Genomic DNA, 25,024 nt, shown 5'->3' with positions numbered 1-25,024 from the left:
TTTCAAGCAGATTTATAACCTACTGACACGCCAACGCCACCATCGGCGATCATAAAATTGCCGATATTGGTATCACTTTCACCAAGCCTACTACTGGTCGCACATTAGGTTTCAAGCGTTACAACGCCCATTCAGAGAAGGTCTTCTTCGCTACGATGATATCAAGGTCAATTGCAGACCAAGGCATTGATCAAAAAGTACACTCTGCCATCTGCCCACTACACAAGATGCACTAGGCATCTCCCATGCTTCACTTTAATACCTACAATTTATAATGCCTTACAACATCTATCTATATGATACCGAACATGATGGTATCGGTTCGGGCAGCCTGTCATCTGCTTATCTGCAGCAACAACTGGTACAGGCTGCCGGTCAGGATGTGGAACTGCACATCAGCTCGGCCGGGGGCTCAGCTTTTGATGCCATAGCCATTTACGATCTTCTGAAAAGATATCCGGGCCAGGTGATCACCTACATCGACGCATTGGCTGCCTCAGCTGCTTCCATCGTAGCCATGGGTGGCCACCAGATCGTAATGAGCAAGTATGCCTTACTCATGATCCACAAGCCAATGGCCGGGAATGGCGGTAACGCTGATCAATTGCTTAAGGATGTACAAATGCTCAACACCGTTCAGGAACGTTTGGCACAGATCTACACCGACCGCACCGGCCTTGACGAGGTGACCATCAACAGCCTGATCAATGCCGTGACCTGGATGACCGCCGATCAGGCCCTTTCGCTGGGCTTTATTGACCGGATCGAGGACCACCAAGCCATGGTGACCAACGGCGACCTGCTGAAGAAGTGCACCAACACTGCCCCTGCCGTATACCAACGCTGCATCAACAAACTATTAATGGACCATAACAGATCATCAAAAAAACCAATGAACATGCAAAACAACGACCTCATCGAGCGTACAACATCCGTACTGGATAAGATGATGAATTTTTTCAAAAAGGTAATGAACAAACAGACCGTGACCGATAAAGGTGCCCTGCATCACACCGGCGAGCTGGACCGTGACACTGAGGTTTACCAGGATGAAGAACTCACCACACCAGCGGTGGATGATGTTTACACTACCTCCGATGGTAAACAGCTCACCGTTGAAAAAGGCAAAGTAAAGAAAGTTGATGCAGATGCTGCAGAGTCAGATGATGAGCAGGCAGACGAGCAGGAAGTAAGTTCAAAGACCAAAAAAGCGCCACGCGAGGTACAGAACCAGATCGCGACTTTAAAGGCCAAGATACATGCTCAGAACAATTTGCTTGCGGAGGCCCGAACTGCGCTGCAAAATGCTCAAGACCGTTTGCAACGTACCCGCACCGAGGTCAAGAATGAGATCCGTTCGACCTTCGTTCCTGAGGGATCCAAACGCAGCCATAAAGCACAGGCCGAATCACAAGCCTTTTTTGCCCCGCAAAGTACAGTTGCTAAAAATGCGGTAAAGCAGGCCATCTCCAACAAATAACCTCACAACACATATCATACGATACGGCCGGCCAACTACCGGTCGCACCTCAACCTTATCACTACTTAACCGTCCGTCAGGGCACTTTTATCCCTAAAAAAAGTCACAACCTATCGATCACTCCTCCTTTAGGGGGCTGAGGGGTACCAATCTATGGCTCAATTTACTTTTACCAACAACACCTACGCCGGCGAAGCGCTGGCCGGGTTCATGGCCAGCACGTTGCTTGAGGCCGACTCAGTGAAACGTGGTCTGCTCACGGTGATCAACGATGTAAAATCAAAACGCGTGATCCTTGATGTTGACGACGACGTGAAGCTACAAGACCCATCGGGCATTTTCAATGACCAGGGCACCACCGCCAAACAAGATGAGATGTATCTTGATCCTGTTACTTACGAGTTCATGAAGCAGGAACAATGGGACAAACTGGTACAAAGCTGGGAATCACAGCGACTGGCACCGGGCGCGTTCAGCGATTATGAAGGCGTGGTGGACCTATCAGACTTTATGGTACAACGCTACCTTACCAAGATCCAGATCGCCAACGAGCGTTTATACTGGTTGGGCAAAGGCGCCACTAAAGAGGCAACTTTCACTTCAGCGTTCAGTGGTCTGTTACCAACTATCGCAGCCAATTCAGGCACTTATAAAGTTGGGCTTGGCAAAAGCAGCACCTCCATGTCGGCCGCAGCCATTAGCAATACCGGCGTGGTGACCGTCACAAGTACTTCAGCACTAAGCGATGGGGACGTGGTGACCGTATCAGCTGCAGGTAGCATCACCGATACTACCAATGGCGCTGGTGTAAGCATCGTAGGTCAATCTTACTTTATCAAGGTGCTTAATGCCACAACCTTCCAGTTGGTGCGTAACTATAACGAGATCAATACCCGCAAGGCAGCAACATTCAGCGGCACATCGGGCACCGCGACCATCAGCTTTATCAATGCCAGCAACGTATTAGGTGTATTGAGCGGCGTGTTCTCCCAACTTGACCCGGCCGACCGTGCTCAGGAAGATTTCAACCTGCAGATCCCGTTACACGTGGGCTACGCTTATGCTCAGGCACAAGCCAACAGTGCTACTAACGTACTGAACGCCTTTACCGACAAAAAGAAGATGGACTACCTGGGCGTACCACTTCAACTGATGAACCATTGGCAAGCCAATACCATCCTCGGTGCAAGGTCATCTAACCTGTTCCTGGGTGTGGATCTGCTGGGCGATCAGAGCGAACTATCGACCGTATACATGAAGCCTTACACTAACGACAACGTGGTGCGCATGAAAGCACGTATGAAGGCCGCGGTCAACGCCAAATTCTTTAACGAGATATTTTACCTGTCAGCTGTATAATACATGCTAACTTATATGCCAAAAAGCATATTCAGCATAAACTCTATTCTTTATCCGATCGCAAAACTGCATTATACCGATCAAACAAATAATCAAATATGCCAACATCTGTTTTTAATAAGATAAACGCCGGGTTCAGTCTCGGTACAGCAACGCCCGTTACTTCCGGTATCGAAGATGTGATCTATATCTTCAATGAAGATGAGATCAAGATCACTTACAACACCGCAAATCCATTGATCATCGACGACCTGGACAAAGTGGGTAGCGGCAAGGTGTTCAAATTTGAAGGCACCAATAACAGCTTCAACGCCATGTCTAAACTGGCCAAAACGCAGGTAGGTCCACGCTACACCGAGGAGATCGATTTCAACATCGCCGGTCTGTCGGTGGACGTGAAAGCGCAACTACGAGCCATGGGTTACGGTCGTGTTAAAGCCGTGGTGGTCAACAATTACAAAGGCAGCGACTCGGCCATCGAGTTGTTCGGCGCCGTGAATAGCCTGATCTTGACCGAGGCGGAGCGTAACGCGGCCGACGAGGGTCTGGAAGGTGGCTATAAACTGAAGCTTACCAACCCTGATAAACTTCGTGAGCCGTATCCACCACGTGCTGTGTCCATCGCTCCTGAAGGTGGCGGCTCAGCTACCTATGACAGCACGTTAGCAGCCCTGGAAGCGTTGACCGCTTAAAACATCCCTCCCAACCCTCCTGCTCAAAGGAGGGCTTACACTGACCTTTTAACTATCTAACAAGCTACCCTTACAGCCCCCACTTACGCGGGAGGGCTTGGGATGAGGTGATAATAATGAAGACCTACCTACCACAAATAGAACGCCGTATAAAGGTGCGGCCCAACCAAACTTACGGTATACTGAATTATGATAGCGACAATGCCTATCCACAACGTATGCTGGAGTTGGTGGCCGCATCGCCAACGGCAAAAGATTGCTGGAACAAACGCGCCAAATTTATAGCCGGCAACGGCTTTGAATGTGCCGAACTTGCTTCCAAGGTGATCAACAGCAAAGGACTGACCCTTGCCAAGCTGCTCAAAGCCGTAGCTACCGATAAGGCCTTGTTCTCAGGCTTTGGCATCCACGTGAACTACAATGCTAACTACCAGATATGCTCTGCTCATTATGTAAGATTTGAGGACATCCGCATGGGTAACACCGACATTGCCGAGACCGCTGGCCAGTACGCGATCTACAATGATTGGGGGCGCAAAAGCTGGAAGCATGTCATGCGCTCGAAGATACACTTCATTGATTCGTATGACCCTACCCCCGAGGTGATCGATCAACAAGTGATCAAAGCCGGCGGATGGGACCAATACAAAGGCCAGCTTTATTACTTCAATCCGGAGGTTGATGACTATCCACTGATCGAGGCCGACAGCGTTTGGGAGGATTTCGAGACCGAAGCCGGCATCAAGACCTTCAACAATCGTGAGGTAACGACCGGCTTTCTTCCATCCACCATGTTATTCATGCAGGCCCGACGTGAGGAGGCCGATAACTCGACACCGGACAACGGTCCGTTAGGCCTAAGCAACGCTCCTTCACAACTGGAAAAGGACCTGGGAGCATTTCAAGGTGCAAAAAGCGCTCAAAAAATTATCGTGATCGAATATGAGGATGAGGCCTCCAAGCCAGAGTTCAAACCCTACGCCATCCAAAACAATGACAAGCTTTTTGAGACCACTGAACGATCGGTAGAAGCCCGGATCATCAAAGGCTTCTCTGTCCCAAAGGAACTGATCAATGCTGATAAAGCGTCAGGTTTAAGCAATGGAGGTGAAAAGAAAGAGGCCATACGAGAGTTTAACGATAACACTGCACCTGACAGGCTTGAACTAAGCGAGATATTCAAAGAGATCTTTAGCCATTATCACATCACACTGAACCCTGCGGAAAATTGGAACATACTACCTGTACCCGGCAACGTGGCCGATGATAGCGCGGGCATGTCGGCCGGAAGCAGTATCAATCAGATCCTACTTTCTGACCTGCCGTCAGTCAACAAAACAGCCGTCCTGGTACATGCTTATGGTTTCAAGCAAGCCGAAGCGGAGGCCATGGTCGCATTCAATAACTAACATCTATTTCGCTTAACAGCTATGTCTGAAAATATAACCTCCACACCTCCGGCCAGCACCTCGTTAATGCTTACTCCTTCCCTTTTACAGCAATTTGAAGATATCTCGATCAACGTAAAACCTGAACGCCTGCAGGTATACATTAAAAAAGCTCAGGAGCTGGACCTCAAGCCCTTTTTAGGCTACCCGCTTTACTACCAGTTGATCAAATATTTCGATACAGATGGAGCGATGACAGCCGACGCTCCTCAAGTTTATAAAAAGCTATTCAACGGCTGTGAGTATACCGACAGCTACGGTTACAGCTTAGTATACGAGGGACTGATACCCACATTGGCATATTTCACCTTTGCACGTTTCATTGAAGGCAATGGTGTTCATTACACAGCGACCGGTCCGGTGATCAAGCAATATGACAATGCCCAAGCCGTGAATACGCAAGACGTGATCAGGTTGGTGCAGCAGCAGCGCAGTATCGCCAATGCTCATGCTAACGAAGTAGAAAAGTTCTTACAGGAAAAGCAGGTCGACTACCCATTATGGCGTTACAATGAGCGCAATAAAAGTGCCCGCCAATCAGGGCCACGGATACGAGCTGTGGATCGTACCGAATTTAATGGGCCTACCGGCATCGCAGAGATCGACAACTATTTACCCTTTGACAATTTATATTAAGCATGCCCGATAAAAGAATAAGTGAGCTTCCTGCCGTGACCTCGGTCAATGGCGACGACGTGAGCGTTTTGGTAAGGAACGGCACCGACCAGCAATTCAATTTCTCCCAACTGAGAAGCTTTATCGCAGATCAAATATCTACTGGCGCCCAGATCACTTTCGTGACCGACAAGCCCCAAGACCTTACTGGCAAGGACCTCGATGTAGCGATCAACAGCACTAACGGAAAGTTGTATCAAAAGCGCAGCGGGACCTGGACGGAAGCCTATACGCCTGCAACAAGTGCCTCAGGAAGTGAAATCATCTATGGTGTCGGCATCCCTGCTGCCTCAAGCGGAACACTAAACGCCAGCTATGTAGATACTGCTAATGGTAATTTCTATCAGAAAGGCCCGTCAGGTTGGCGTCTCGTCTTTTCGATGCTTAATGGCCCAGCGGGTCCCCCCGGACCTAAAGGCGACCCAGGTTCCCCTGGCGTAAATGGACGAACGATACTTAGCGGCCCTTTAAATCCATCCAATCAGAGCGATGGATCGAACGGCGACCATTACATCAATACCAGCACACACAAACTATTTGGCCCCAAAACCAACGGCGACTGGGGAGCAGGAGTTGACATGGTACCTGGAGAAGAAGTTATTGGCGACCTGAACGACCTACCTACTACCAATAAGATCAACATAGTTGCAGCTATCAAAGAACTGGCCGATAATGGTATCGATGCGGGTGATATAGACGATACTCTAAAAATTAACACGGATGAGAAGCTAGGTGTAAACCTTATGAAGGTGACATCACGTACGGACTTCGATGTTCTGGTGGGCGCATTAGTGCCGCATCCTACTTATGACCAACCAGTAGCGACCTTGACGCCCAATGTAACAACGACCGGCGAGGTGGGTGAATCAAGATTGCTCACAATAACCCTCAGTTTTAATCAGAAAAGTGCAGGTCTGGCTAACGCCTACAGCATTCGCAAGAACGGAACACAGGTGACAAACACGGCGTCTTATAACGATACTATTAAGCTAGCTATCGCGTCCATCAGTTATCAAGGCACCGTGGGCTATGAGCAAGGGCCGATACAAAAGAACATCATCTTTCTAGATGACCCGGTAGGCCGTATATCGGCCGGTAGCAAGGATTCAAATATCATCAGCTTCAGCGGCACCTATGCAACCTGGTACGGACCTGCCGCTTCGGTACCATCCACCGCTGCCGCGCCACGTTCGCTTTCAGGAAAGCAACTGACGAGCTCGGGCAATTCGTTCGTGTTGAACAGTGGAACAGCGCAGACCACGCTGGTGATCATCACCGCACCGAACCGTTCACTGGCCAGCGTAATTGACCTTGACGCGCTCAACGCGGTCATCACCTCAGAGTACGTTTATCAGGGCACTATGAGCGTTAACGACGCGGACGGCGTAGCTGTAGCAGGCTTCAAGATCTACGTCAAGCAAATGGGTGTGCCCTACACCGCCAATCACCGTCATCAAATAGCATTGAATTAACCATGGGAGCACCATTAGAGATAGCGGGCGCGCATAAACGCACAGAGAAAGGCAACGTTGATGAATACTACGGAGGTGGCTCAGTTGCCTATGCAAGCCCTGCAGCGGCCTGCGCATTCGTGCCGTTGGCCATCAGAGAGGGTAAGACGGTCGGGGTTTGGGAAAATGGAGAGATTGTAGAGTATATATGGCATATGGATACGAGCAATTCTGGACTGGTCAAAAAGCCGGTGTTGGGGCCTCCGGGTTCCACCGGCCCGAAAGGAGACCAGGGCATACAAGGCCCAATCGGCGCGAAGGGTGATAAAGGAGACCCCGGAGTTGACGGCGCACAGGGGCCAAAAGGTGATCAGGGAGTTCAAGGCATGCAAGGCCCGACCGGCGCGAAGGGTGATAAAGGAGACCCCGGAGTTGATGGTGCGCAGGGGCCAAAAGGAGACCAAGGCATACAAGGTATTCAAGGCGTCAAGGGAGATACAGGAGCGACCGGTGCACAAGGGGTAAAGGGAGATCAAGGTATTCAAGGTGCTAAAGGAGACCAGGGGATTCAGGGCATACAAGGCATTCCCGGCCCAGTCAATATAACTACTGATGAGGAGATGCAAGCAGGTGCTAATAACACCAATGCAGCTACACCATTACGGATCAAAAACTGGTTTACCTGGATAAAAGGGCAGGCGCAAAGCATTACTACCCGTTGGAATTTCAGCTTATTGAACCTTGTACCAGGAGCTGATCCTGGAACACCATCGAACGGCGATGTATGGTATAACAGCACGCTTAATACTTTACGGGCAAGGATCAACGGCTTGACTAAAACGCTACTCACAGTTCAGACCAACCCTTCATTCATTGGCTCGGGTGAACGTGTCGTTTCGGTCGTTGATGACGGTACGCTCAATACCTCTACTGGTATTATCCCGTTCATGAACGTTGATACTGATGTGGCGAATGCGCTTAACGCTACCACATTCCCATCAAGCGGTTTGGCAAGCATCACGCCTGCTAATAACAAGATATTTTATGAGGGTCAGTTCGCTAACCCGGCAAGTGGTGCGCTATATGTGGCCATCGCTGACAATTACATTTTTAAAATAAAATAGGCATGTCGATCAGGAGGGCCGTTAACGGGTGGATGACCCGCAATGTCAATAACAAGATAGTGGGTAGCATCTACTCGTTAAGGATACTTCATACGGGTAATAACTTCCCGGAGAATATCTATTCCAACAACGTGAGTACACTTACGTTGAGGTTCTCACAGGCCACTACTGTGCGGATCAGTTGGGGTGATGGGTCGTTCGATACTTACAACACGTTCTTGGATAGTGGCGTTCATTCGTTCACCCTTTACAAGAAAGGCCCGTCGACCAGTTTTACAGTACCGGCAGGTTGGACGAACAGAAAAGCTTACGCGGACAATAATAGCAGCCTTTTGCGCACGGTGATCTTTTACTTTGACACCAACCTGTTGGTAGGATTGGAGATAAGTACGATCAAGATCAATACGCAGAGCCTTGCATTGGCTAATGCGCCGAACCTGGCTAATCTGAACCTTTCAAATTTGAGCAATGCGGCAAGTCAGCTTTCAGGCGCATTGACAGGTATCGACTTTAACAACTTTGTACCATCTAACCTGACCACGTTCAGCGCGGTTACGGTATTTGTCACAGCATCTATCTATAACACGGTGATACCGGATGTGGTATTTACGATGCCGCTTACAAGTCTCGGGTTGGGTGGTAACCATCATCAAAAGACCTTTGCGGAGTCAAAATTTGATAGGATTGGGCCGGTGTTCGGAGCTGCGCTAACTTCATTTACTATGCAGATAGCGTTCACCGATGCGCAAGGGTTGCCCTCAAATTTCTCGTTGCTGACGGGCCTTAAGATGTTCGGGCACTACAACGTGGGTGGCACCTATAGCCAGCTTCCTGCTGTGATCAGGGCTATGGCATCCATTGAGCGCTATGATATTTCGTATGCTACGAGCTATAACCGTACCGGCGATATTTCAGCGAACGTAAACCTAAAGGCAATGAACTTCAACAACGTGACTGGGTGGCAAGGTGAAGTGCCGGTCGGCTTGCAAAATTGCACCCTATTGCAAACCATGAGTTTTCAAGGGTCATTAAGCACTGATGCGAAGCTGAGCAACTTTATCAATAATTTTTTTCTGTTCATACAGGCCAATGCATCGATGGTGCCGGGCGCGACAAAGTTCAGGAACCTTACTATCGATGCGTCATCGTCTGTGGGTGGTAACGCTAATGCCATAGCCCAGGGTGTTTACCGCGACCCAAAGGTGAACGTGCAAACCATCACCCTTACCAATGGCGGCAGCGGGTACACCAAGGCTCCAACTGTCAGTTTTAATGGTGGCTTGAACACTAACGGCACATCGGCCACGGCCACGGCGGTAGTATCAGGAGGCAAGGTCACCGCGATCACGCTGACCTACAGCGGTTATGATTATGGCTCAGTGCCAACAATCGTGTTCACGCCCGATCAAGCCGACACCAGTGCTATTGGAGCAGCTGCATCGGCGACCCTATCACAACCTTACGTGCAAGGTTCAAGTAACGGCAACCCGGCCACTCACCGCGAAAAGATATGGGTGCTGGTCAATCAATATAATCATTTATGGGCATACCGAGCAACTTGAATTATGGCTTTCCTAATAAGGCCTTATGTAATTAAAATAATAATGCTATAGAATGTAGTCAAAAACGGCCCCATTATGAACAAACACTTTTTAAAAGATCTTAGCTGTAATTCTCAACTTGGCATATTATCTTCATTAGGTAGCTATATTATAGCCATCACCGGCTTGATGCTAACAGACGAATCTCTTAAAGCTATAGCGGCTGTTTCTTCATTGGCTGGTTGCTTTGTTGGTTGTGCTACGGCTCTGTCTTGGATGGTCAGAGCTATTTACTGGGTTAAGTCTTTTATTAATAAATCTAAAAACAATGATACAAATACCTAATTGGTTAAAAAAAATATGGAAAGCGCTACAGTCCATATTCAGTAAGATACCTGCCGAACTTCAAAGTGCAATACATACCGGCGTATCGATCACAGAGAATATCAAACGATTTATCGACTCACCTGTGGCGGATGTGTTAACAGCGATTATTCCAGGGGAGATAGACGATCGCATAAAGATCATTCTTCGCTCTGCTATACCTAAAATTCTCGCCGAATTGAGGCTGATCGATGTCGCATCAGAACGATCGACCCCCGAGGAGATAACGTTACAAGGTATTCAAACCTTGGGGACATTGACCAAAAACTCTAAAAATGCTTTCTTTCACAGCCTCTCGGTTTTAATTGCAAATATCGCGTCAGACGGGCGTTTAACTTGGGATGATGGCGCTTATGTGATCGAATGGTACTATCAAAAAAAATTTAAAGGTACAAAAACATGATAGGCGCCACATCCGTCATCATATCTTTCTTAAAACTCATACATCCTTTATCGAATCTGGTATGAAGTTGACGTCCGTAATATCGCTGAAGACAACGTACGCTCGTTGCCACGGGTCTGAGCCAAGTAATCTCCATTTGTGGCCTGTACCAGCGGTGTCCTGAGCGACCAGCACCTGGCCTGGTTCAAGTATAAAGGTTTCGCCTTTGAAGGTCGTGAATTCTAAAGTGCCTTTTAAGTTAATAACGAACTGATGAGTTGGAGCCGGATGCCAATCGTAAACAGACCCGGGCGCTGATTCCTGAAACCTGATCGACTCTGCACGTGTGATGACCGCCTCTGACACATTGCCAACTTTAAAATAAGAGTGTCCGTCCGGACCGGTATATAGCTTATATGCTTTGATCATATGCAATGATAAACAAGATAAATTTATCATTACGATAATAGTCTGGAAGATGTCCAAACTTTCGGCTTTCTGTTCATGTTATTCATGAACTATGAACAAAGCAGATCAACCCTTCAATGAGGATTTCAAACCGATAGCGCCCCCGGGCTCATATAGTTCAGACGGTGAATGGCAGGATAAGGTTCTATATGTGCTCGCACAGCTAGGAAGCGGCACCGCACCTGATGTGGCTGCAAAACTTATGGAATACGAGCCAGACACAGCTCCTCAAGAGTTGCATCGGCATGCTGAACAAATTTTGACAGGCCTTTATGAGAAAGGACTTATCAAAGGCTCTGAACAAGACGGCGAGGTCACATACGACCTGAGTAAGATCACAGTTCCAAACTCGGGCGGAACTGACCCCGAATTATTATAATTGATCCGCCAGGCGATCATGATGAGATCATAACTCTCTCATGATCGCCTGGCGAATTGGATCATTGAAGCTTGCCAAGTATCGGCTTTTCGATGCCGGATAATATTGATGCTTCTGGTTTCAAAAGCTCGAGAACAATTATTTCATTCGCACCCTTCTTAAGCCATTCAGCGGGCAGGTAAAGGGTCTGTTGAGGACCGATGCTCCAATACTTACCTAAGTTATGTCCGTTCACCCAAATAACCCCTTTACCCCATTTGGTCATATCCAGATAGGTATCGTCAAGCTTGGTCACTGTGAAAGTTCCCTTCTTTATACTCGGCCCTTCGATAATTTTGGATGGTGAATTGAATTTGATAGCTTTCGTGTCTGCGAATGGCAAGCTGAACATTTCCCAACCTTTCAGTTCTTTATGATTGAATAATACTTTTTCGGTTATACCTTTTTTGTTTTGCAGCAGATATTTGCCAAAGTTTATCCGACCCATATTTTCCACCATAAGGTCAAGCGTCACCGGTCCTTTAGGTAGAGTAACTTCGAGGCTATCTTGCTTCAAACGACGGTCGAGCGTGCCGATCATCTTTCCGTTGACCATCACAACGGCGTAATCGCGAAGTTCACTTAACTTGAGCATTCCTTTGCGACCACCTGTGATCCTCGTACGGTACAGAACGTAACCATAATCTTGCTTCAGATCTTCAAACGTAAGTGGAGTGACATTTGTTACCGGTTTAGGTAGCACACTCATCAATGATATGGAACGACCCATACTGATAGTTGGAATACTCATTGATGGTTTACTCGCAGGCACTTGTGGAAGTTTGACGCCTGCCGGCAAGTGCTTGGCGATCACGTCTCTGAAGCTCATGAACTTTGGAGTAGGATTACCAGCCTCATCCAGTGGAGCGTCATAATCGTAGCTACTGATCTGTGGTTCATAAGGGGAAGTATCTTTATAATTCGCACCGTTCATAAAACCGCGGGTGGTGCCACCATGGAACATGTACATGTTGATAGATATACCAGCTGACAGTACCGAATCTAAACGGCCAGCATATTTTTCGGCAGGTATGGTATGATGGGGTGCTCCCCACCAATCGAACCAGGCCGGATACCATTCAGCAATGTAATAGGGACCCTTGCCATTGTGCAGGCTATTAACAAGTTCTTTTACCTTCTTCGGATCATCTAAGCCGTTGATAGCCGGAAGCAAGCCAGGCAAATGACCATTCTTAGCGTCGTCCGCTGGGTCACAAGTGTATAATAGACCATCGAAACCGGCATCTTTGAACATTCGCTGATTGATGGCTAAATACTCCTTGTCGCTACCGTAAGATCCATACTCATTCTCGATCTGTACCATAAGTACATTACCGCCGTGATTGACCTGTAGCGGGGCTAATCGTTTACCCACCTCTTTAATATAGCTTTCATACTCTTTTAAGTACTGCTGCTCTTTGCTACGCACAACTAAACCTTTTTCAGTTAACAGCCAGTACGGATAGCCCCCGAACTCCCATTCGGCACAAACGTAAGGACTGGGGCGAAGGATGACCCATAAGCCTTCTTGCTGAGCGATCTTCACGAATTCTACGATATCATTGTTACCGGTGAAATCGAACTTTCCTTTTTGTGGCTCGTGTAGATTCCAGAACACGTAGGTACCTATCGTATTTAAACCCATTGCTTTCGCCATCTTCAATCGTGAGCGCCAAGCTTCGCGAGGTACACGAGGATAGTGGATCTCGCCCGAGATCATTTGGAACGGCTTTCCATCCAGCATGAAAGCATTATCTCCCAGGCTGAACTCATGTTTGGTCTGTGCGTTGCTATTGAATACGTTCGATGCAAGTGCACCTGCTAAAAGCAACACCCATTTCATTTTAATTTGCATATTATAGAACTGTTATTTTTTCTTTATTGCCTTTGCTCTTTTGATCTCGTTATAATAAGACTGAAGGATATAAAATGCCTTCTTTTTATTTCCTTTATCGTCATATAGACCTTTACGGTTCCACCCCTCTTGGTAAAGCGGATTATTCCGTTTAGGCGACCTAAAGTCGGTGAGAACCCAAGGTGAGATACCAACGTAATTGTCAGGCATACGCTTCAGCATGGCCACCTGCTCCTTGTAATACCATTCTTGATACTCCTCACTAAAACGTGTCAGTGAGTCAGCATGGAACCCACCTTTTGCACCGGCTCCTGTTTCACTAATGAACAAGGGTTTATTATATGGAGTACTCCAATTAGTAGTTCTACATTTATCGGGTAAACCACCGTACCATCCTAAATATTCGTTAAAGGCTACCAGATCAACAAAGGCGCCCAACGGATCATCAATAACATTCTCATTATTCAGCGCTGCGTAATTGACCTCCAAAGCCGCTGATACCATCCGTGTTGGGTCAAGCTTATGCGCCTCATTGATGAGTTCGTGCATGAAATCAGTACGGGTTTGACTGATCGGTGTCTCATTTCCTACCGACCAGATGATTACGCTTGCCCGGTCATGATCGCGAGTGATCATTTCATTCAATTGAACTTTAGCCTTTTCTAATACTGCTTTATTCTTGAAATCGATGGTCCAATACACCGGTATCTCTGACCAAACCAGCACTCCTAAAGAGTCAGTAAGTCGTGTCATGGCCTCGTCATGCGGGTAGTGAGCCAAACGCACCATGTTGCAACCTAACTCACGCGCCTCGCCGATTAATTTCTTGGCATCTTCCGATCCTGCTGCACGTCGCACTTCCTGAGCTATCTCTCCGTGTACGCTGATGCCTCGCATAAATATAGGTTTACCATTTAGCAATACCTGTTTGCCAAAGGCCTCGATAGTACGAAACCCGATCTTATCCTCTACCCTGTCGGTACGGGTCGACACAATCACTTTATACAGCTTCGGGTGTTCGGTATCCCATAACTGAACTTTTGGTAGCTTGAAACCGATGTTGGTCATCGTACCTGAAGCTGGTACTTGCTTCTTGAACTTTAATTCAGGTATCTCGATGTAGATCACATCTCCTTGTTTAAAGTTGTTTATCCTGACCCATCCTCCGGCTTCAGGCGTTGCAGATGGAGCTTTTCCCGGCGTTGGTCTTTTCAGCTGGATCATCTTATCCTGAATAAAGCTCTGTGGCACCTCTATCAACTTGACATCACGAGTGATACCTCCATAGTTCCACCAATCTGTATTGAGTGTCGGGACCTCATCGGCGTGACGTTTATTGTCAACTTTCACCACCAGGAAATTATCTTTTTGCTTCAACAGACCAGCAGGCACCTCAAAGTTGAACGGTGTGAATCCACCTTTATGCATTCCAAGCTTCTTGCCATTCAGATACACATCAGCACGATAATTTACTGCACCGAAGTATAGGAAGTATCTTCTGTCAGGAGATACAAGTTCATGATCGAACGACCTCTTGTACCACAGCGTTCCCTCATAATAAGTGAATTCAGGCTTCTGATGGTTCCAGTCGCCAGGTACTTGTATGCTATACTTAGCAGTGTAACCATGCTCCTTCTTCTCCGTCTTATCAGCTTGTTTATCAGTATTCCAATATGCCTCAGCATTATCTTCCTTCAATTCTTTATAACGATAGTCGTAAAAACCCGTCTCGTATGGGTCTACGATATATTGCCACGTTCCGTTTAAGCTTATACTCTTTCGTGCACCAACGTTGGTAATGAGGCTGTCCTGCGCGTACGAGCAAGAACACGTGAATGCTAAAGCGACGACCGTAAGGATCTTCTTCATATTACTTATCAAAAACATTAAGTCCCCATTTATCTGACCAATTAATCTCCATTTCATCCCCTTTAAAGGTGATCGGCAACCAGAGATACCTCCCGTCGATGGCATTTTTAGGTGTCCACTTGTCGGCCATAAAAATGAAAGCGTTCTTTTTGCCGGCTACGGGTAGCACGTGTGTGCTCTGGCCGCCATAAGTGATATCGGCACCAGCGCCTTTGCATGGATTACCATGAAAGGTCCATGGCCCCCAAATTGACTTTGCGGTGAACCAGCGTGCCGCGTTGGGATCCCAACCTGTACAACCAGAACCCACCATGTAATAAAGTCCTTTACGCTTGAACAATGCAGGAGCTTCAGTTTGGTGGTTGATGTAGATACGAATGAATTTGCCGGTATGCCCGGTATAATCATCTGTCAGTTCAGCCAAATGCAGTGTAAAGTTCTCCTCAGACGAGAAAACATGGTAAGCTTTCTGGTCATCATCCACGAACACGGTCATGTCCCGAGCCATTTGTCCACCTGGGAGGTCTCGGCAGAAGAAGCCATCGCTCTTGTTTGCTGGATGCGTGCAATCGACTCTTTCATTATCCAGCGTTTCAGCTGGGTAGAAGGGCATCCGCCCGGCGTTCGGTCTATAGCTTTTTATAAATGTGTACGGTCCGGTAACCTTATCGGCTGTAGCCACACCAGCACGGGCTGCACTGTAGCCCTTTCCACGCAATTCGAGGTGAAACCACATTACATATTTTTTGGTTTTGACATTATAGATCACTTTGGGTCTCTCCAGTATGCAACCCTTAGCAATATCACTAGTGGTATCGTTCGATACTTTCAGCGCTATACCTTCATCCTTCCAGTTATAAAGATCATTGGATGAATAGCAGTGTACCCCCACCATAGCCCGGTTACCCGCACCACTTTCTATCTTATGTTCGCCGAACCAATAATACTTCCCTTTTTGATATAGTATACCGCCGCCATGAGCGTTGATATGCACACCATTATTATCAGGCCAAATAGCGCCCGGCGTAAATTGAGTAAACTTAGCAGGAGCCTGTTGCGCACATGCGATGCGAACGCTTGTGAACAGGCTTACTAAGATCAGGAGTTGCAGGGCTAACAGCTTTGACGTTCTCATTGATATCAGGATATTATTTTTTCAGTTCGAGTGCATGATCCGCGGCAACATCCTGACCACTCCAGATCTTTACAGCCGTCCAGGGTTGTGGTGCGGCCGACCAGAACTCATCGGTTTCAGGAAGTCCAAGCGGTAGAAAAATGTCGGCACAGATGTACAAACTCCCGGTGGTGATGTAAAAATCGGCCAGACCAGGTTGCTGACCGTAAAGGCCTACGTTCAACCATCCTTCTTTTGTAAATGTGGTGGTCGAACTTAGTGTACGTTCGATCACTGCAGTAAGCCCATCTCTTACCTGTGCCGGAGTCAACGACGCCGGTAACTGCTTTTTGTAGGCGACGTTGGCGAGGTGATGGAAAACGCCTCCCCTATAAACGATCGAGCGACCGATAGCTGGATAAGAGCCATCGGCATTGATCATTCGTTCCAATATCTGAGCGTAGCGCTGACCGATCAACTTGACATCTTCAGACTCACGTTGATAAGCCTTTTGTTTAAGCACCAAAACACCTAAAATGTCGCTTAAGTAGGGCTGGATCACGATACTGTTGTAATAATCCAGGTGAAAGCTATTGCCGTCAGAGTACATACCATCGCCCACATACCAGTGCTGGGTGAACTCCTTTATACCATAATCGATACGGAGCTTATCATAGGGGATATCATACCTATCAAAAAAAGCTTCAATAGCTCCGCTAAACAGCAACCAATTACTGTAAACAGGGAGTGTATTACGGGTGATCAAAAACGCGTTGACTACCTGTTGCCTCACTTTATCATTTAAATTTTCCCACAGCCAGGGCGATCTGATCAGCCCTATGGCCAGGAACGAAGCATCCACTAAAGGCTGTCCGCCGTTCCACTCCAAAAAATCTTTACTCGACGGGTCAGTGGCATTGGCTAAACCCCTCAATGTCCATTCACGATATTGGTTCCTGAGCTTGATCTCCTCTTTATTACCACCTTCCAACTGAAGCCAAGGAGCAATGCCACTCATGGTACGTCCGAATGCCTCTAAGTACGCTACCTTGCTTCGACCATCCTTGTTATCAGAATTGGCCGCGACCGATACAGGCATATTTGCTTTTAATTTGCCTTCAGCGATATTTTGCATCACTGGTCTGGCTACTTTATCTAGGTAGTTCAACCAGATCTTGCGAGTGGCTGCGACACTTCCTTTCTTATTTTGCGCGACCCCTTGTTGCACTAAAACACAACTCAACCACCCTATCACCAATAAGCTTTTAAAAGCGTTATTCATCTATTTGGCAAATGCTTTATAGCGGATCATTGATTCCACAAAGTAATAATCAGCATAAGTAAGGGGCACATCCACTTCGGTTCCTTGCGGAATGTGACCCACGCTATGCCCTAACAAAAAGCCTCCATTAGTACCCGGCTTGGATATATACGGCGCACCTGACAACGAACGTACCATGGTTTGTGCAGTATTGAAGTATTTTTGACCTGACGCCTTTGGAACATAAGTACAAAGCTCCAATAACGCCGATGCCATCACCGCACCTGCCGAAGCATCCCGTAAGGCATTAGGTATATTAGGCGCGTTGAAGTCCCAGTACGGTATCTTATCTTTTGGAAGGTTGGGATTGGTTAAGATGAACTCAGCGATGTGTTGTGCCTGATCCAAATATTTTTTGTCCTTTGTTTCGCGATACATAACGGTGTAACCGTAAAGCCCCCAAGCTTGTCCACGCGCCCAGGCTGATGCATCTGAATAACCCTGAGCGGTACGCTTTTGCTGTACCGCGCCTGTTTGCGGGTCATAGTTGATGACATGGTATGAGCTGAAGTCAGGACGGAAGTGATGTTTCATGGTGGTGTTGGCGTGCGTGATCGCGATGTTGCGGAAAGTGGGATCACCGGATACTTTGCTTGCCCAGAACAGCAGTTCCAAATTCATCATGTTATCGATGATGACCAGGTACTCCGAACGCTTGGAATCCCACGATCTGATACACCCCACCTTGGGGTCGAAGCGGCTGGCCAGTGACCTGGCACTATTCAACAGGATATCCTTATATTCCGCCTTGGGCGCGATCTTTTGTGCATTGCCAAAACTACAATACATCATAAAGCCCAAGTCATGGGTAGTTTTGTTGTACTGTTCCTTTTCAAGCACTTTCATGATGCGCTCCGCCTCAGTTAGCAGTACCTCATCCTTTGTCTCCTTATACAAGTACAATAAAGTTCCAGGATAAAAACCACTGCACCACCAGTCAGATCCGCTTGTTTTTAAACTGTCGGTCTTCGGGTCATAGGTCTTCGGGAAACGGTCGGGTCCAAGTTCTTTTGCCATCAGCTTGTACTGCTCATCACCCAAACGGATGTCGGCCGCAATGGTCTTTAGTAAGGCCTTGTCTGCCTTGAACGTCGGTTTGGTTTGTGCATTGGCAAGGGTCACCATTGCGAAGGCAGCTATACCAGCTACCCATAAAACTTTTCTTTTCAACATGATCGGTCAATTAGTTTTAGGTGGCATCCACTGCCATACCTGTACTGGTTCAACTGTACTATTGGCCACACCCTCACCATCGATCTGGGTAACCTTTTGTACAAAAAGGTTCAATATACGATCATTATCCCAAAGTCGGGTATCGTAGGTAGGCTCCCATGCTCCTACTGACCCGCCGCCAAGATCCTCTAACTTCCATACATCTTTCTTCAGATCTTTATTTACCGCCAATGAGACCTTACTGCCGCGTTCTTCATCCCTGAAGATCAATGCCGCTGCTGTGGTCTTACCCCTTTTCCAAGCAATGATCTGCGGCCTCGAAATGGGTATGCTTTTGGTACCGCCACCACTTAGAGAGAACGCGGACCTACGGAATGTCAAATCCTTAATATTCCATTTCATCCCATCGTGATATACCAAATGATACTGCGGTATTGTACGAGCACTATCACGCCAATAGGTAGCGATGTAAGGATGTCCATCACCATCGGTGGTCATAGAGGTTTGATTGATCAGCTCGCTACGTTGAGGTATCTTACAGGCATACTCGGCATTGGCTGCCGTGATAGGCAACTGATATTTCTCACCGTTACTGCGTTGCCAGGTCCTTCCCCCGTCTTTTGAGCAAGCGTAAGCCAGGTCATGATTACTGGCTACATCAGGCGATTCACGCCATACCCACGATAGGTTTATAACGCCTTTATGATCGACCGCTAATTGACAGTAAGCATTTCGCTTCCCCTCACCGTCTATAAGGTCTTCTTGCACACGGCTCCATTTCCTTGCGCCCACGCTATACTTATTCATCAAGTAATTGCCATTGCCTGAACCTCCGTCACGGTAGGTGAACAATACATCACCGTTCGCCAAATGGTAAAATTCAGGATAGGTCAGCTTGTTTTCTCTAACACCGGTCATAGCGCGCTTTGCACTCAACTTTAATGAACCGGGCGCCACGCTTACAGCATAATTAAGCGGATCGTTGTGATGTCCCCAGGCCACATGTATGTACCCATGCCCATCCACGATCATACTGATCGAGCGATGTGCATCAGTAGCATTACCTTGGTAACTGGTGCGTGAAACGGTCCACTTGTTACTACCTGTACGTCTTTTTGCTAAAATCACATACTGATCTTTGTCATAATAGGCCGCATACTGCCATCCACCAAATGTATCCAATGAATTACGACGAAAGATGACCGTATTGACGGAGTTATTGGCCCAGCCATCACTGGCTATGGTGCTTACGGATTGAGCCCACAACGACGTTACGTAGAACTGTAACGCCATGAAGAAAAAGAAGGATCGTTGGTATGCTTTCATTTATCAAATATAAAGAAGGGGCATTGCCCCTTCTTTATAAAGTATTATCAATAACCTGGATTTTGTTCAAGAACAGCGTCCTTATTCAACTGTATCTCGCTAAGCGGTATAGGTAATAACAAGTTCTTTGAGGTGAGACCTGCTATAGGACGTGCCGCATCGTTGGAGTTAAGTCTTAACGCACGATCCACCAGCGTACCGGTACGCATTAGCGTCATCCTGCGGTTCTCTTCGCCGATCAGCTCACGTGCACGCTCATCCAGCAAAAAGTCCAGATTCATTTGTGCGGCGGTCACTTGTGGTGCGTTGGCACGAGTACGCAGTACATTAATGGTGTTAGCAGCCTCAGCTGTTTTACCTTGTTTGATCTGCGCCTCTGCCAGTAACAAGTAGGTCTCGCCTAAACGCATCATGATAAAATCTTTGATCATGGCATAACCAAATGTATCGTTCGGGTCAAAAGCGCCCCATTTGGTGGTTGCCGGGCAGATCCGGAACAAGGTATCGGCACCCGAGAATGGCACCTGCTTGCCCAGCAAGGCCGGGAATGCGGGGTCATTGTAATAGTAACGCCTTCTGATGCTGTATTGGGAGTTACGAATGTCACCGCTTTGATATAATCGGTACAACACCCAGTTGCTCAAACGCAAACGACCAATGCCGCGTCCACCTAACGAATCCACTGGAAGCATGCCTGGGATCGCGTAGTAAGCAGGTGTCCAAACGCGACGCTGTTGAGCGGCATCAACGTTACCACCAACCACGGTAGATGGGTTCTCTTGCTCCAGTACCCAGATCGCTTCTGAGTTACCTTGCCATCTGCGTTGATTACCATATACGAACATGTCTGAGTAGTAATCACCGGCACCAGTGGCGCGTACGCCGTAACGGTTCCTGATCAGGCTGAACTTACCGCTGTTGATCACCGCCTGTGCCTGAGCTTCGGCCAGATCATTTTTGCCCATACGCAGGTAGGCCTCTGCCAGTAATTGCATGGCCATATACTTATTAGCTCTGCTCACTGGTCTGCCCTGCGTGTTGGTGCGACCAGTACCTGCATTAAGATCAGCCAGATTGGTGATGGAATAGGTAAGGTCATTTACGATGAGAGTGTTGACCTCATCAAGAGATGCCCTGGTAAAATCAAGCTTTGGCGTGGTCAATGGCTGCGTGATGATCGGCACACGTCCGAAAAGTGTAGCCAAACTGTTATAAGCATAAGCCCTGAAGAACTTGGCTTCGGCCTCAGCTTGCCTTTTACCCACCGGACCTAACTTAGTATTGGCCGAGTTACTGGTCACACTAATGATCGCGTTGGTGTTATTGATCAGTGAATAATTACGTTGCCATATAAATGATGCTGCACCATCGTTAGAACCCAGCTGATTATAATCATAGTAAGGCACCTCGATACCTTGTTGCTGGGCGGTGGCGTTGGCAACGTCGGTACCTACCTGCCATACACTTGGCCAGCCTTGTGCACTCGAATAAGTGAGCGTACCCGTAGTTAAATTATATAATCCTATTTCAGAAGCTTCCACACCCAACGAATCGGATAGTGTAAGCGGAGTATAAGAAGAATATGGTTTTTCATCCAAAAAGCTCTTTTTACAAGAAGTGAACGCCGATATGGCCAGTATAGCTGATATGGATATGATCGAGTATTTTTTCATGTCTTTTCAGTTTATCTTATTTTAAAGAAATGTTAGCACCGAACACAATGGTGCGTGTTTGTGGATAGTTGTTCACCCAATCGCCTGAACCCCTGGTCGAGAAGTTATTCTCTGGGTCCCAGCCGATCCAATTGGTGAAGGTCTTCAAGTTACGACCGCTCAAGTAAACGCTCAGGCCAGAGATGTGGGCCTTTTCAATGAACCTTACCGGTACATTATAGGTCAGCGTGACGTCCTTCAGCCTGGTATAGCTTGCATTGTGCGGATAGCCGTAACCACGTGTGTTGGTATAAGATAATGATTGAAATTCGTTATTGCCATTGGTCGGGGTCCAGTAACCGATAGCGGCAGGTGTATTTCTACGACCCGACTCATCAGCATAGTTATAGTCTGGGTTGTTCTTTAACATGCCTTGTGCGGTCTGTATGAACACTACCAGGCTCAGGTCCTTGTAACGGAAGGTGTTGGTAAAGCCACCGGTCCATTTTGGAGCTGTTTGCCCTAATATCATACGGTCAGACTCTGCACTTATCTTGCCATCTCCATTAAGGTCGGCAAATTTAAGATCGCCTGGTTTGGCTGTAGGATCTTGTTTAGAAACATCCTCACCTGTTTGCCAAACACCGGTCATTTTGTAATCATAGATCACACTGATCGGTTTGCCAATGAACCATCTGTTACCCAGGTCGTCTTTACCATCGCCATAAAGATCAATGATACGGTTCTTGTTAGATGCGAAAACGATGGCACTCTCCCACTTAAAATCACGACCGTTAACGTTACGGGTGTTCAGGGTAACCTCGATACCTTTGTTGCCTACTTTACCCAAGTTGTCAACAATGCTACCATAACCAGTGATGCGTGGCAGTGCCCTGTTCAATAACAGGCCTGAAGTGCGTGAGTCATAAACCTCGATCACACCACTAATGCGGTCCTTCAAAATACCGAACTCAGCGGCCAGGTTGGTCTGTAAGGTTGATTCCCAGTGTAAGTTCCCGTTACCCAGGTTGCTGGCCACTACACCAACATAGCTGGTGCCATTGAATGGAAAGCGCACGGTACCGTCGGTGGTGATGGTGCTATATACACCGATCGCCTCGTTACCTGTTCTACCGAACGATGCACGCAACTTCAGGTTGCTGAATAAGTTAGAGCCTTTCATAAAGCCTTCGTTGCTCACATTCCACGCTAAGGCTGCTGCAGGGAAGTAACCAGTTTTTGAGGTGTTCGATCCGAAAACTGATGAACCATCACGACGGATGGTACCAGTGAACACATAACGACCGTCATAAGAGTATAGCAAACGGGCCATTTGAGAGTTTAGGCCGTAACGATCTGCATAGCTGCCTGAATAGCTATTGTTAACGGTCAAACCTGATACTGTAGCACCGATACCGATCTGGTTGTATAATAGCTCATCGTTGATGTAACCTACACCTGAGATACCTGAAACGTAGTATTTACGTTGCGTAGCTGTATAAAGACCAGTGAAGTCGATGTGGTGTTTACCAAAATCACGGGTGTAATAAAGCAGGTTATCGATGGTGTAGCTATTGGTCTCTGAGTTGGAAGCTGTAGCTGCACCAAGAGGGGTATTGGCCAAACGACCGCTATAACTATTAACGCGAGTAGGAATGTAATTATAACCTGCGTTCAAACGATATCTAAGTCCTTTAAAGATTCCACCAAATTTCACATCAGCATAGCCATTACCGCTTAGGTTCACACTACGGTTGATCTGGCTGGTGGTCAAACCTAACAATGGATTTACGTACAGTTGCTCTGGCGCCATCGGGTAGATCACGTAGGTGCCATCGGCATTGTACAAGTTACCGTAAGGACTCATCGCTGTAGCATTAAGCAAATTAGCACGGCCACCGTCGTAGTTGTTATTAGCCAAATAAAGGTTAGTGCCTACGGTCAAAAAGTCCGTTACGTTCACATCAAGATTAGATCTAACGCTCACCCGGTTGTATTGATAGCCTTTGATCACACCTTTTTGTTTCAGGTAATCGGCGGATACAAAATATTTCACGTCTGGCGAACCACCACTTACGCTTAAGTTGTGATCTTGCATGATACCTTGTTGGGTGGTCTCTTTTACCCAATCAATGGTACGTCCTGCGGCATAATTCGCTCTTTCGGTGTTGTTATACACAGGCTCCGGGAACTGCTGAGGCAACTTGTTCTGCGACAGGTAATCAAGATATTTTTGAGTGAATGAAGCCGGGTCACGTGGCGTAAGGATGTGGCCAAGGTTCTCGAAACCTGCATATCCGGTGTACCTGATCACTGGCTTACCGGTAGTACCACGTTTGGTGGTCACTAAGATAACACCTTGCGAACCGTTAGCACCGTAAATAGCTGCGGCCGACGCATCTTTCAACACCTCGACAGACGCGATGTCATTAGGGTTGATATCATTCAACGAGCCACCGCTCTTGCTTAGTGGTATACCATCCACTACGATGAACGGACCAGATGAAGCCGTTATCGAGTTCTGGCCACGGATGGTCACAGATGGCTGCCTGCCAGGAACAGAAGAGGTTGTGGTGATGTTCACACCTGGCACTGTACCCTCGATGGCTTGCAGTACGTTGGTTACAGGTAATTGTCCTAAACGTTGCTTAGGCACTGAAGCTACCGAACCGGTGATATCAGATCTTTTCTGTGTACCGTAACCTACTACCACTACATCGTTCAATTGCTTGCCATTGTCAGACAAGGCCACGGTGATGGTCTTGGTAGCACTGGTAACTTGTACCTCTTTTGAAGCAAGGCCAATGAACGATACGGTCAGTGTGGCCGGACCGTTCAAGTTGATGCTAAATACGCCGTTAACATCTGTTACAGAGCCCGATGATGATCCGTTGACCTTTACAGTGGCTCCTGGTAATGCGGCACCCTTGTCATCCGTAACGGTACCTTTAACGGTATAGGACGTAGTTTGGGCTTGCAGATCGATACTGGCGCCGCTCATTACAGCAGTGAAGATTAGTATCAAATAAATGATCAGGGTAAATTTTTTACTCATAATAATGAATTGGTTTGTTATTGGTCTTTAAATGGTGCTGGGGGACGGATGTGGTTTATCCGTAGCAATACAGGGTAATGCCGACCCGGGGCGGGCAGCTGCGTTCAGTGTTTCTCATGAATTAAATTGGGTTTAAGATCAGTTGACCGATCAGCTTGAATACCTGCCGGACAGCAACAAAGAACGCTGAAAATGGCACCCGTAGTAGGGGGCTAAATTGTTAATTTAAGGGGTGTA

Annotated in this window: 20 protein-coding genes; 11 read left to right on the top strand and 9 right to left on the bottom strand. The window is 47.4% G+C overall.

Annotated features, from left to right (window positions below; translation table 11 throughout):
* Nucleotides 1-274 precede the first annotated feature (274 nt).
* From LLH06_RS06125 to LLH06_RS06080, 10 genes are all read left to right on the top strand, one after another.
* Complete coding sequence (locus LLH06_RS06125; protein ID WP_228172381.1) at nucleotides 275-1,480, top strand: head maturation protease, ClpP-related; 1,206 nt, start codon at nucleotides 275-277, stop codon at nucleotides 1,478-1,480.
* A gap of 153 nt (nucleotides 1,481-1,633) precedes the next feature.
* Nucleotides 1,634-2,839, top strand: coding sequence for a hypothetical protein (locus LLH06_RS06120; protein ID WP_228172380.1), 1,206 nt, complete (start codon nucleotides 1,634-1,636; stop codon nucleotides 2,837-2,839).
* 98 nt (nucleotides 2,840-2,937) lie between these two features.
* Nucleotides 2,938-3,531, top strand: a complete 594-nt coding sequence (locus LLH06_RS06115; RefSeq protein ID WP_228172379.1) for a hypothetical protein — start codon at nucleotides 2,938-2,940, stop codon at nucleotides 3,529-3,531.
* A 116-nt stretch (nucleotides 3,532-3,647) separates the two neighbouring features.
* Nucleotides 3,648-4,940, top strand: coding sequence for a hypothetical protein (locus LLH06_RS06110; protein ID WP_228172378.1), 1,293 nt, complete (start codon nucleotides 3,648-3,650; stop codon nucleotides 4,938-4,940).
* Between the two features lie 21 nt (nucleotides 4,941-4,961).
* Nucleotides 4,962-5,615, top strand: coding sequence for a DUF6712 family protein (locus LLH06_RS06105; RefSeq protein ID WP_228172377.1), 654 nt, complete (start codon nucleotides 4,962-4,964; stop codon nucleotides 5,613-5,615).
* Between the two features lie 2 nt (nucleotides 5,616-5,617).
* Entirely contained in the window at nucleotides 5,618-7,126 is a 1,509-nt protein-coding gene (locus LLH06_RS06100; protein WP_228172376.1) for a hypothetical protein, read from the top strand.
* 2 nt (nucleotides 7,127-7,128) lie between these two features.
* Nucleotides 7,129-8,229 carry a collagen-like protein gene (locus LLH06_RS06095; protein WP_228172375.1) on the top strand — a complete coding sequence of 367 codons (1,101 nt, stop codon included), beginning with the start codon at nucleotides 7,129-7,131 and terminating at the stop codon, nucleotides 8,227-8,229.
* 2 nt (nucleotides 8,230-8,231) lie between these two features.
* Nucleotides 8,232-9,791, top strand: coding sequence for a hypothetical protein (locus LLH06_RS06090; protein WP_228172374.1), 1,560 nt, complete (start codon nucleotides 8,232-8,234; stop codon nucleotides 9,789-9,791).
* A 75-nt stretch (nucleotides 9,792-9,866) separates the two neighbouring features.
* The gene (locus tag LLH06_RS06085) at nucleotides 9,867-10,115 is read left to right on the top strand and encodes a hypothetical protein (RefSeq protein WP_228172373.1); all 249 of its coding nucleotides are present in this window, start codon (nucleotides 9,867-9,869) and stop codon (nucleotides 10,113-10,115) included.
* The gene (locus tag LLH06_RS06080) at nucleotides 10,099-10,557 is read left to right on the top strand and encodes a hypothetical protein (protein ID WP_228172372.1); all 459 of its coding nucleotides are present in this window, start codon (nucleotides 10,099-10,101) and stop codon (nucleotides 10,555-10,557) included. Before LLH06_RS06085 ends, LLH06_RS06080 begins: the two co-directional genes overlap by 17 nt.
* A 36-nt stretch (nucleotides 10,558-10,593) precedes the next feature.
* Here the strand turns inward: LLH06_RS06080 and LLH06_RS06075 are convergent, their stop codons facing one another.
* Nucleotides 10,594-10,965, bottom strand: a complete 372-nt coding sequence (locus tag LLH06_RS06075) for a cupin domain-containing protein (protein ID WP_228172371.1) — start codon at nucleotides 10,963-10,965, stop codon at nucleotides 10,594-10,596.
* Nucleotides 10,966-11,056: 91 nt separating this feature from the next.
* On the opposite strand from LLH06_RS06075, the gene LLH06_RS06070 reads away from it, so the two are divergent.
* Nucleotides 11,057-11,383: a hypothetical protein gene (locus tag LLH06_RS06070; RefSeq protein WP_228172370.1), complete on the top strand. Its 327-nt coding sequence runs from the start codon at nucleotides 11,057-11,059 to the stop codon at nucleotides 11,381-11,383.
* Nucleotides 11,384-11,444: 61 nt separating this feature from the next.
* Here the strand turns inward: LLH06_RS06070 and LLH06_RS06065 are convergent, their stop codons facing one another.
* The 8 genes from LLH06_RS06065 to LLH06_RS06030 are packed head-to-tail and all read right to left on the bottom strand — an operon-like array spanning nucleotide 11,445 to nucleotide 24,787.
* On the bottom strand, nucleotides 11,445-13,277 hold the full coding sequence (locus LLH06_RS06065; RefSeq protein WP_228172369.1) for a glycoside hydrolase family 35 protein: 1,833 nt from the start codon (nucleotides 13,275-13,277) through the stop codon (nucleotides 11,445-11,447).
* 12 nt (nucleotides 13,278-13,289) lie between these two features.
* On the bottom strand, nucleotides 13,290-15,146 hold the full coding sequence (locus LLH06_RS06060) for a glycoside hydrolase family 2 protein (RefSeq protein WP_228172368.1): 1,857 nt from the start codon (nucleotides 15,144-15,146) through the stop codon (nucleotides 13,290-13,292).
* Nucleotide 15,147: 1 nt separating this feature from the next.
* Entirely contained in the window at nucleotides 15,148-16,281 is a 1,134-nt protein-coding gene (locus LLH06_RS06055; RefSeq protein WP_228172367.1) for a glycoside hydrolase family 43 protein, read from the bottom strand.
* A gap of 13 nt (nucleotides 16,282-16,294) precedes the next feature.
* Nucleotides 16,295-17,542 (bottom strand): DUF2264 domain-containing protein, encoded by a 1,248-nt coding sequence (locus tag LLH06_RS06050; protein ID WP_228172366.1) that lies wholly within the window; start codon nucleotides 17,540-17,542, stop codon nucleotides 16,295-16,297.
* Nucleotides 17,543-18,754: a glycoside hydrolase family 88 protein gene (locus LLH06_RS06045; RefSeq protein ID WP_228172365.1), complete on the bottom strand. Its 1,212-nt coding sequence runs from the start codon at nucleotides 18,752-18,754 to the stop codon at nucleotides 17,543-17,545.
* 6 nt (nucleotides 18,755-18,760) lie between these two features.
* Nucleotides 18,761-20,080, bottom strand: coding sequence for a BNR repeat-containing protein (locus tag LLH06_RS06040; protein ID WP_228172364.1), 1,320 nt, complete (start codon nucleotides 20,078-20,080; stop codon nucleotides 18,761-18,763).
* Between the two features lie 47 nt (nucleotides 20,081-20,127).
* Nucleotides 20,128-21,753, bottom strand: a complete 1,626-nt coding sequence (locus LLH06_RS06035; protein WP_228172363.1) for a RagB/SusD family nutrient uptake outer membrane protein — start codon at nucleotides 21,751-21,753, stop codon at nucleotides 20,128-20,130.
* 16 nt (nucleotides 21,754-21,769) lie between these two features.
* Nucleotides 21,770-24,787 (bottom strand): SusC/RagA family TonB-linked outer membrane protein, encoded by a 3,018-nt coding sequence (locus tag LLH06_RS06030; RefSeq protein WP_228172362.1) that lies wholly within the window; start codon nucleotides 24,785-24,787, stop codon nucleotides 21,770-21,772.
* Nucleotides 24,788-25,024: the final 237 nt, after the last annotated feature.

It is taken from the genome of Mucilaginibacter daejeonensis (assembly GCF_020783335.1).
Classification (GTDB): Bacteria; Bacteroidota; Bacteroidia; order Sphingobacteriales; family Sphingobacteriaceae; genus Mucilaginibacter; species Mucilaginibacter daejeonensis.
Note: the sequence above shows the minus strand (reverse complement) of the source record. Positions and strands in the feature narration are given on the sequence as shown.

Coding starts and splice junctions, on each gene's coding strand:
- LLH06_RS06125 (WP_228172381.1), top strand. CDS start 275: ATGCCTTACAACATCTATCTATATGATACCGAACATGATGGTATCGGT.
- LLH06_RS06120 (WP_228172380.1), top strand. CDS start 1,634: ATGGCTCAATTTACTTTTACCAACAACACCTACGCCGGCGAAGCGCTG.
- LLH06_RS06115 (WP_228172379.1), top strand. CDS start 2,938: ATGCCAACATCTGTTTTTAATAAGATAAACGCCGGGTTCAGTCTCGGT.
- LLH06_RS06110 (WP_228172378.1), top strand. CDS start 3,648: ATGAAGACCTACCTACCACAAATAGAACGCCGTATAAAGGTGCGGCCC.
- LLH06_RS06105 (WP_228172377.1), top strand. CDS start 4,962: ATGTCTGAAAATATAACCTCCACACCTCCGGCCAGCACCTCGTTAATG.
- LLH06_RS06100 (WP_228172376.1), top strand. CDS start 5,618: ATGCCCGATAAAAGAATAAGTGAGCTTCCTGCCGTGACCTCGGTCAAT.
- LLH06_RS06095 (WP_228172375.1), top strand. CDS start 7,129: ATGGGAGCACCATTAGAGATAGCGGGCGCGCATAAACGCACAGAGAAA.
- LLH06_RS06090 (WP_228172374.1), top strand. CDS start 8,232: ATGTCGATCAGGAGGGCCGTTAACGGGTGGATGACCCGCAATGTCAAT.
- LLH06_RS06085 (WP_228172373.1), top strand. CDS start 9,867: ATGAACAAACACTTTTTAAAAGATCTTAGCTGTAATTCTCAACTTGGC.
- LLH06_RS06080 (WP_228172372.1), top strand. CDS start 10,099: ATGATACAAATACCTAATTGGTTAAAAAAAATATGGAAAGCGCTACAG.
- LLH06_RS06075 (WP_228172371.1), bottom strand. CDS start 10,965: ATGATCAAAGCATATAAGCTATATACCGGTCCGGACGGACACTCTTAT.
- LLH06_RS06070 (WP_228172370.1), top strand. CDS start 11,057: ATGAACAAAGCAGATCAACCCTTCAATGAGGATTTCAAACCGATAGCG.
- LLH06_RS06065 (WP_228172369.1), bottom strand. CDS start 13,277: ATGCAAATTAAAATGAAATGGGTGTTGCTTTTAGCAGGTGCACTTGCA.
- LLH06_RS06060 (WP_228172368.1), bottom strand. CDS start 15,146: ATGAAGAAGATCCTTACGGTCGTCGCTTTAGCATTCACGTGTTCTTGC.
- LLH06_RS06055 (WP_228172367.1), bottom strand. CDS start 16,281: ATGAGAACGTCAAAGCTGTTAGCCCTGCAACTCCTGATCTTAGTAAGC.
- LLH06_RS06050 (WP_228172366.1), bottom strand. CDS start 17,542: ATGAATAACGCTTTTAAAAGCTTATTGGTGATAGGGTGGTTGAGTTGT.
- LLH06_RS06045 (WP_228172365.1), bottom strand. CDS start 18,754: ATGTTGAAAAGAAAAGTTTTATGGGTAGCTGGTATAGCTGCCTTCGCA.
- LLH06_RS06040 (WP_228172364.1), bottom strand. CDS start 20,080: ATGAAAGCATACCAACGATCCTTCTTTTTCTTCATGGCGTTACAGTTC.
- LLH06_RS06035 (WP_228172363.1), bottom strand. CDS start 21,753: ATGAAAAAATACTCGATCATATCCATATCAGCTATACTGGCCATATCG.
- LLH06_RS06030 (WP_228172362.1), bottom strand. CDS start 24,787: ATGAGTAAAAAATTTACCCTGATCATTTATTTGATACTAATCTTCACT.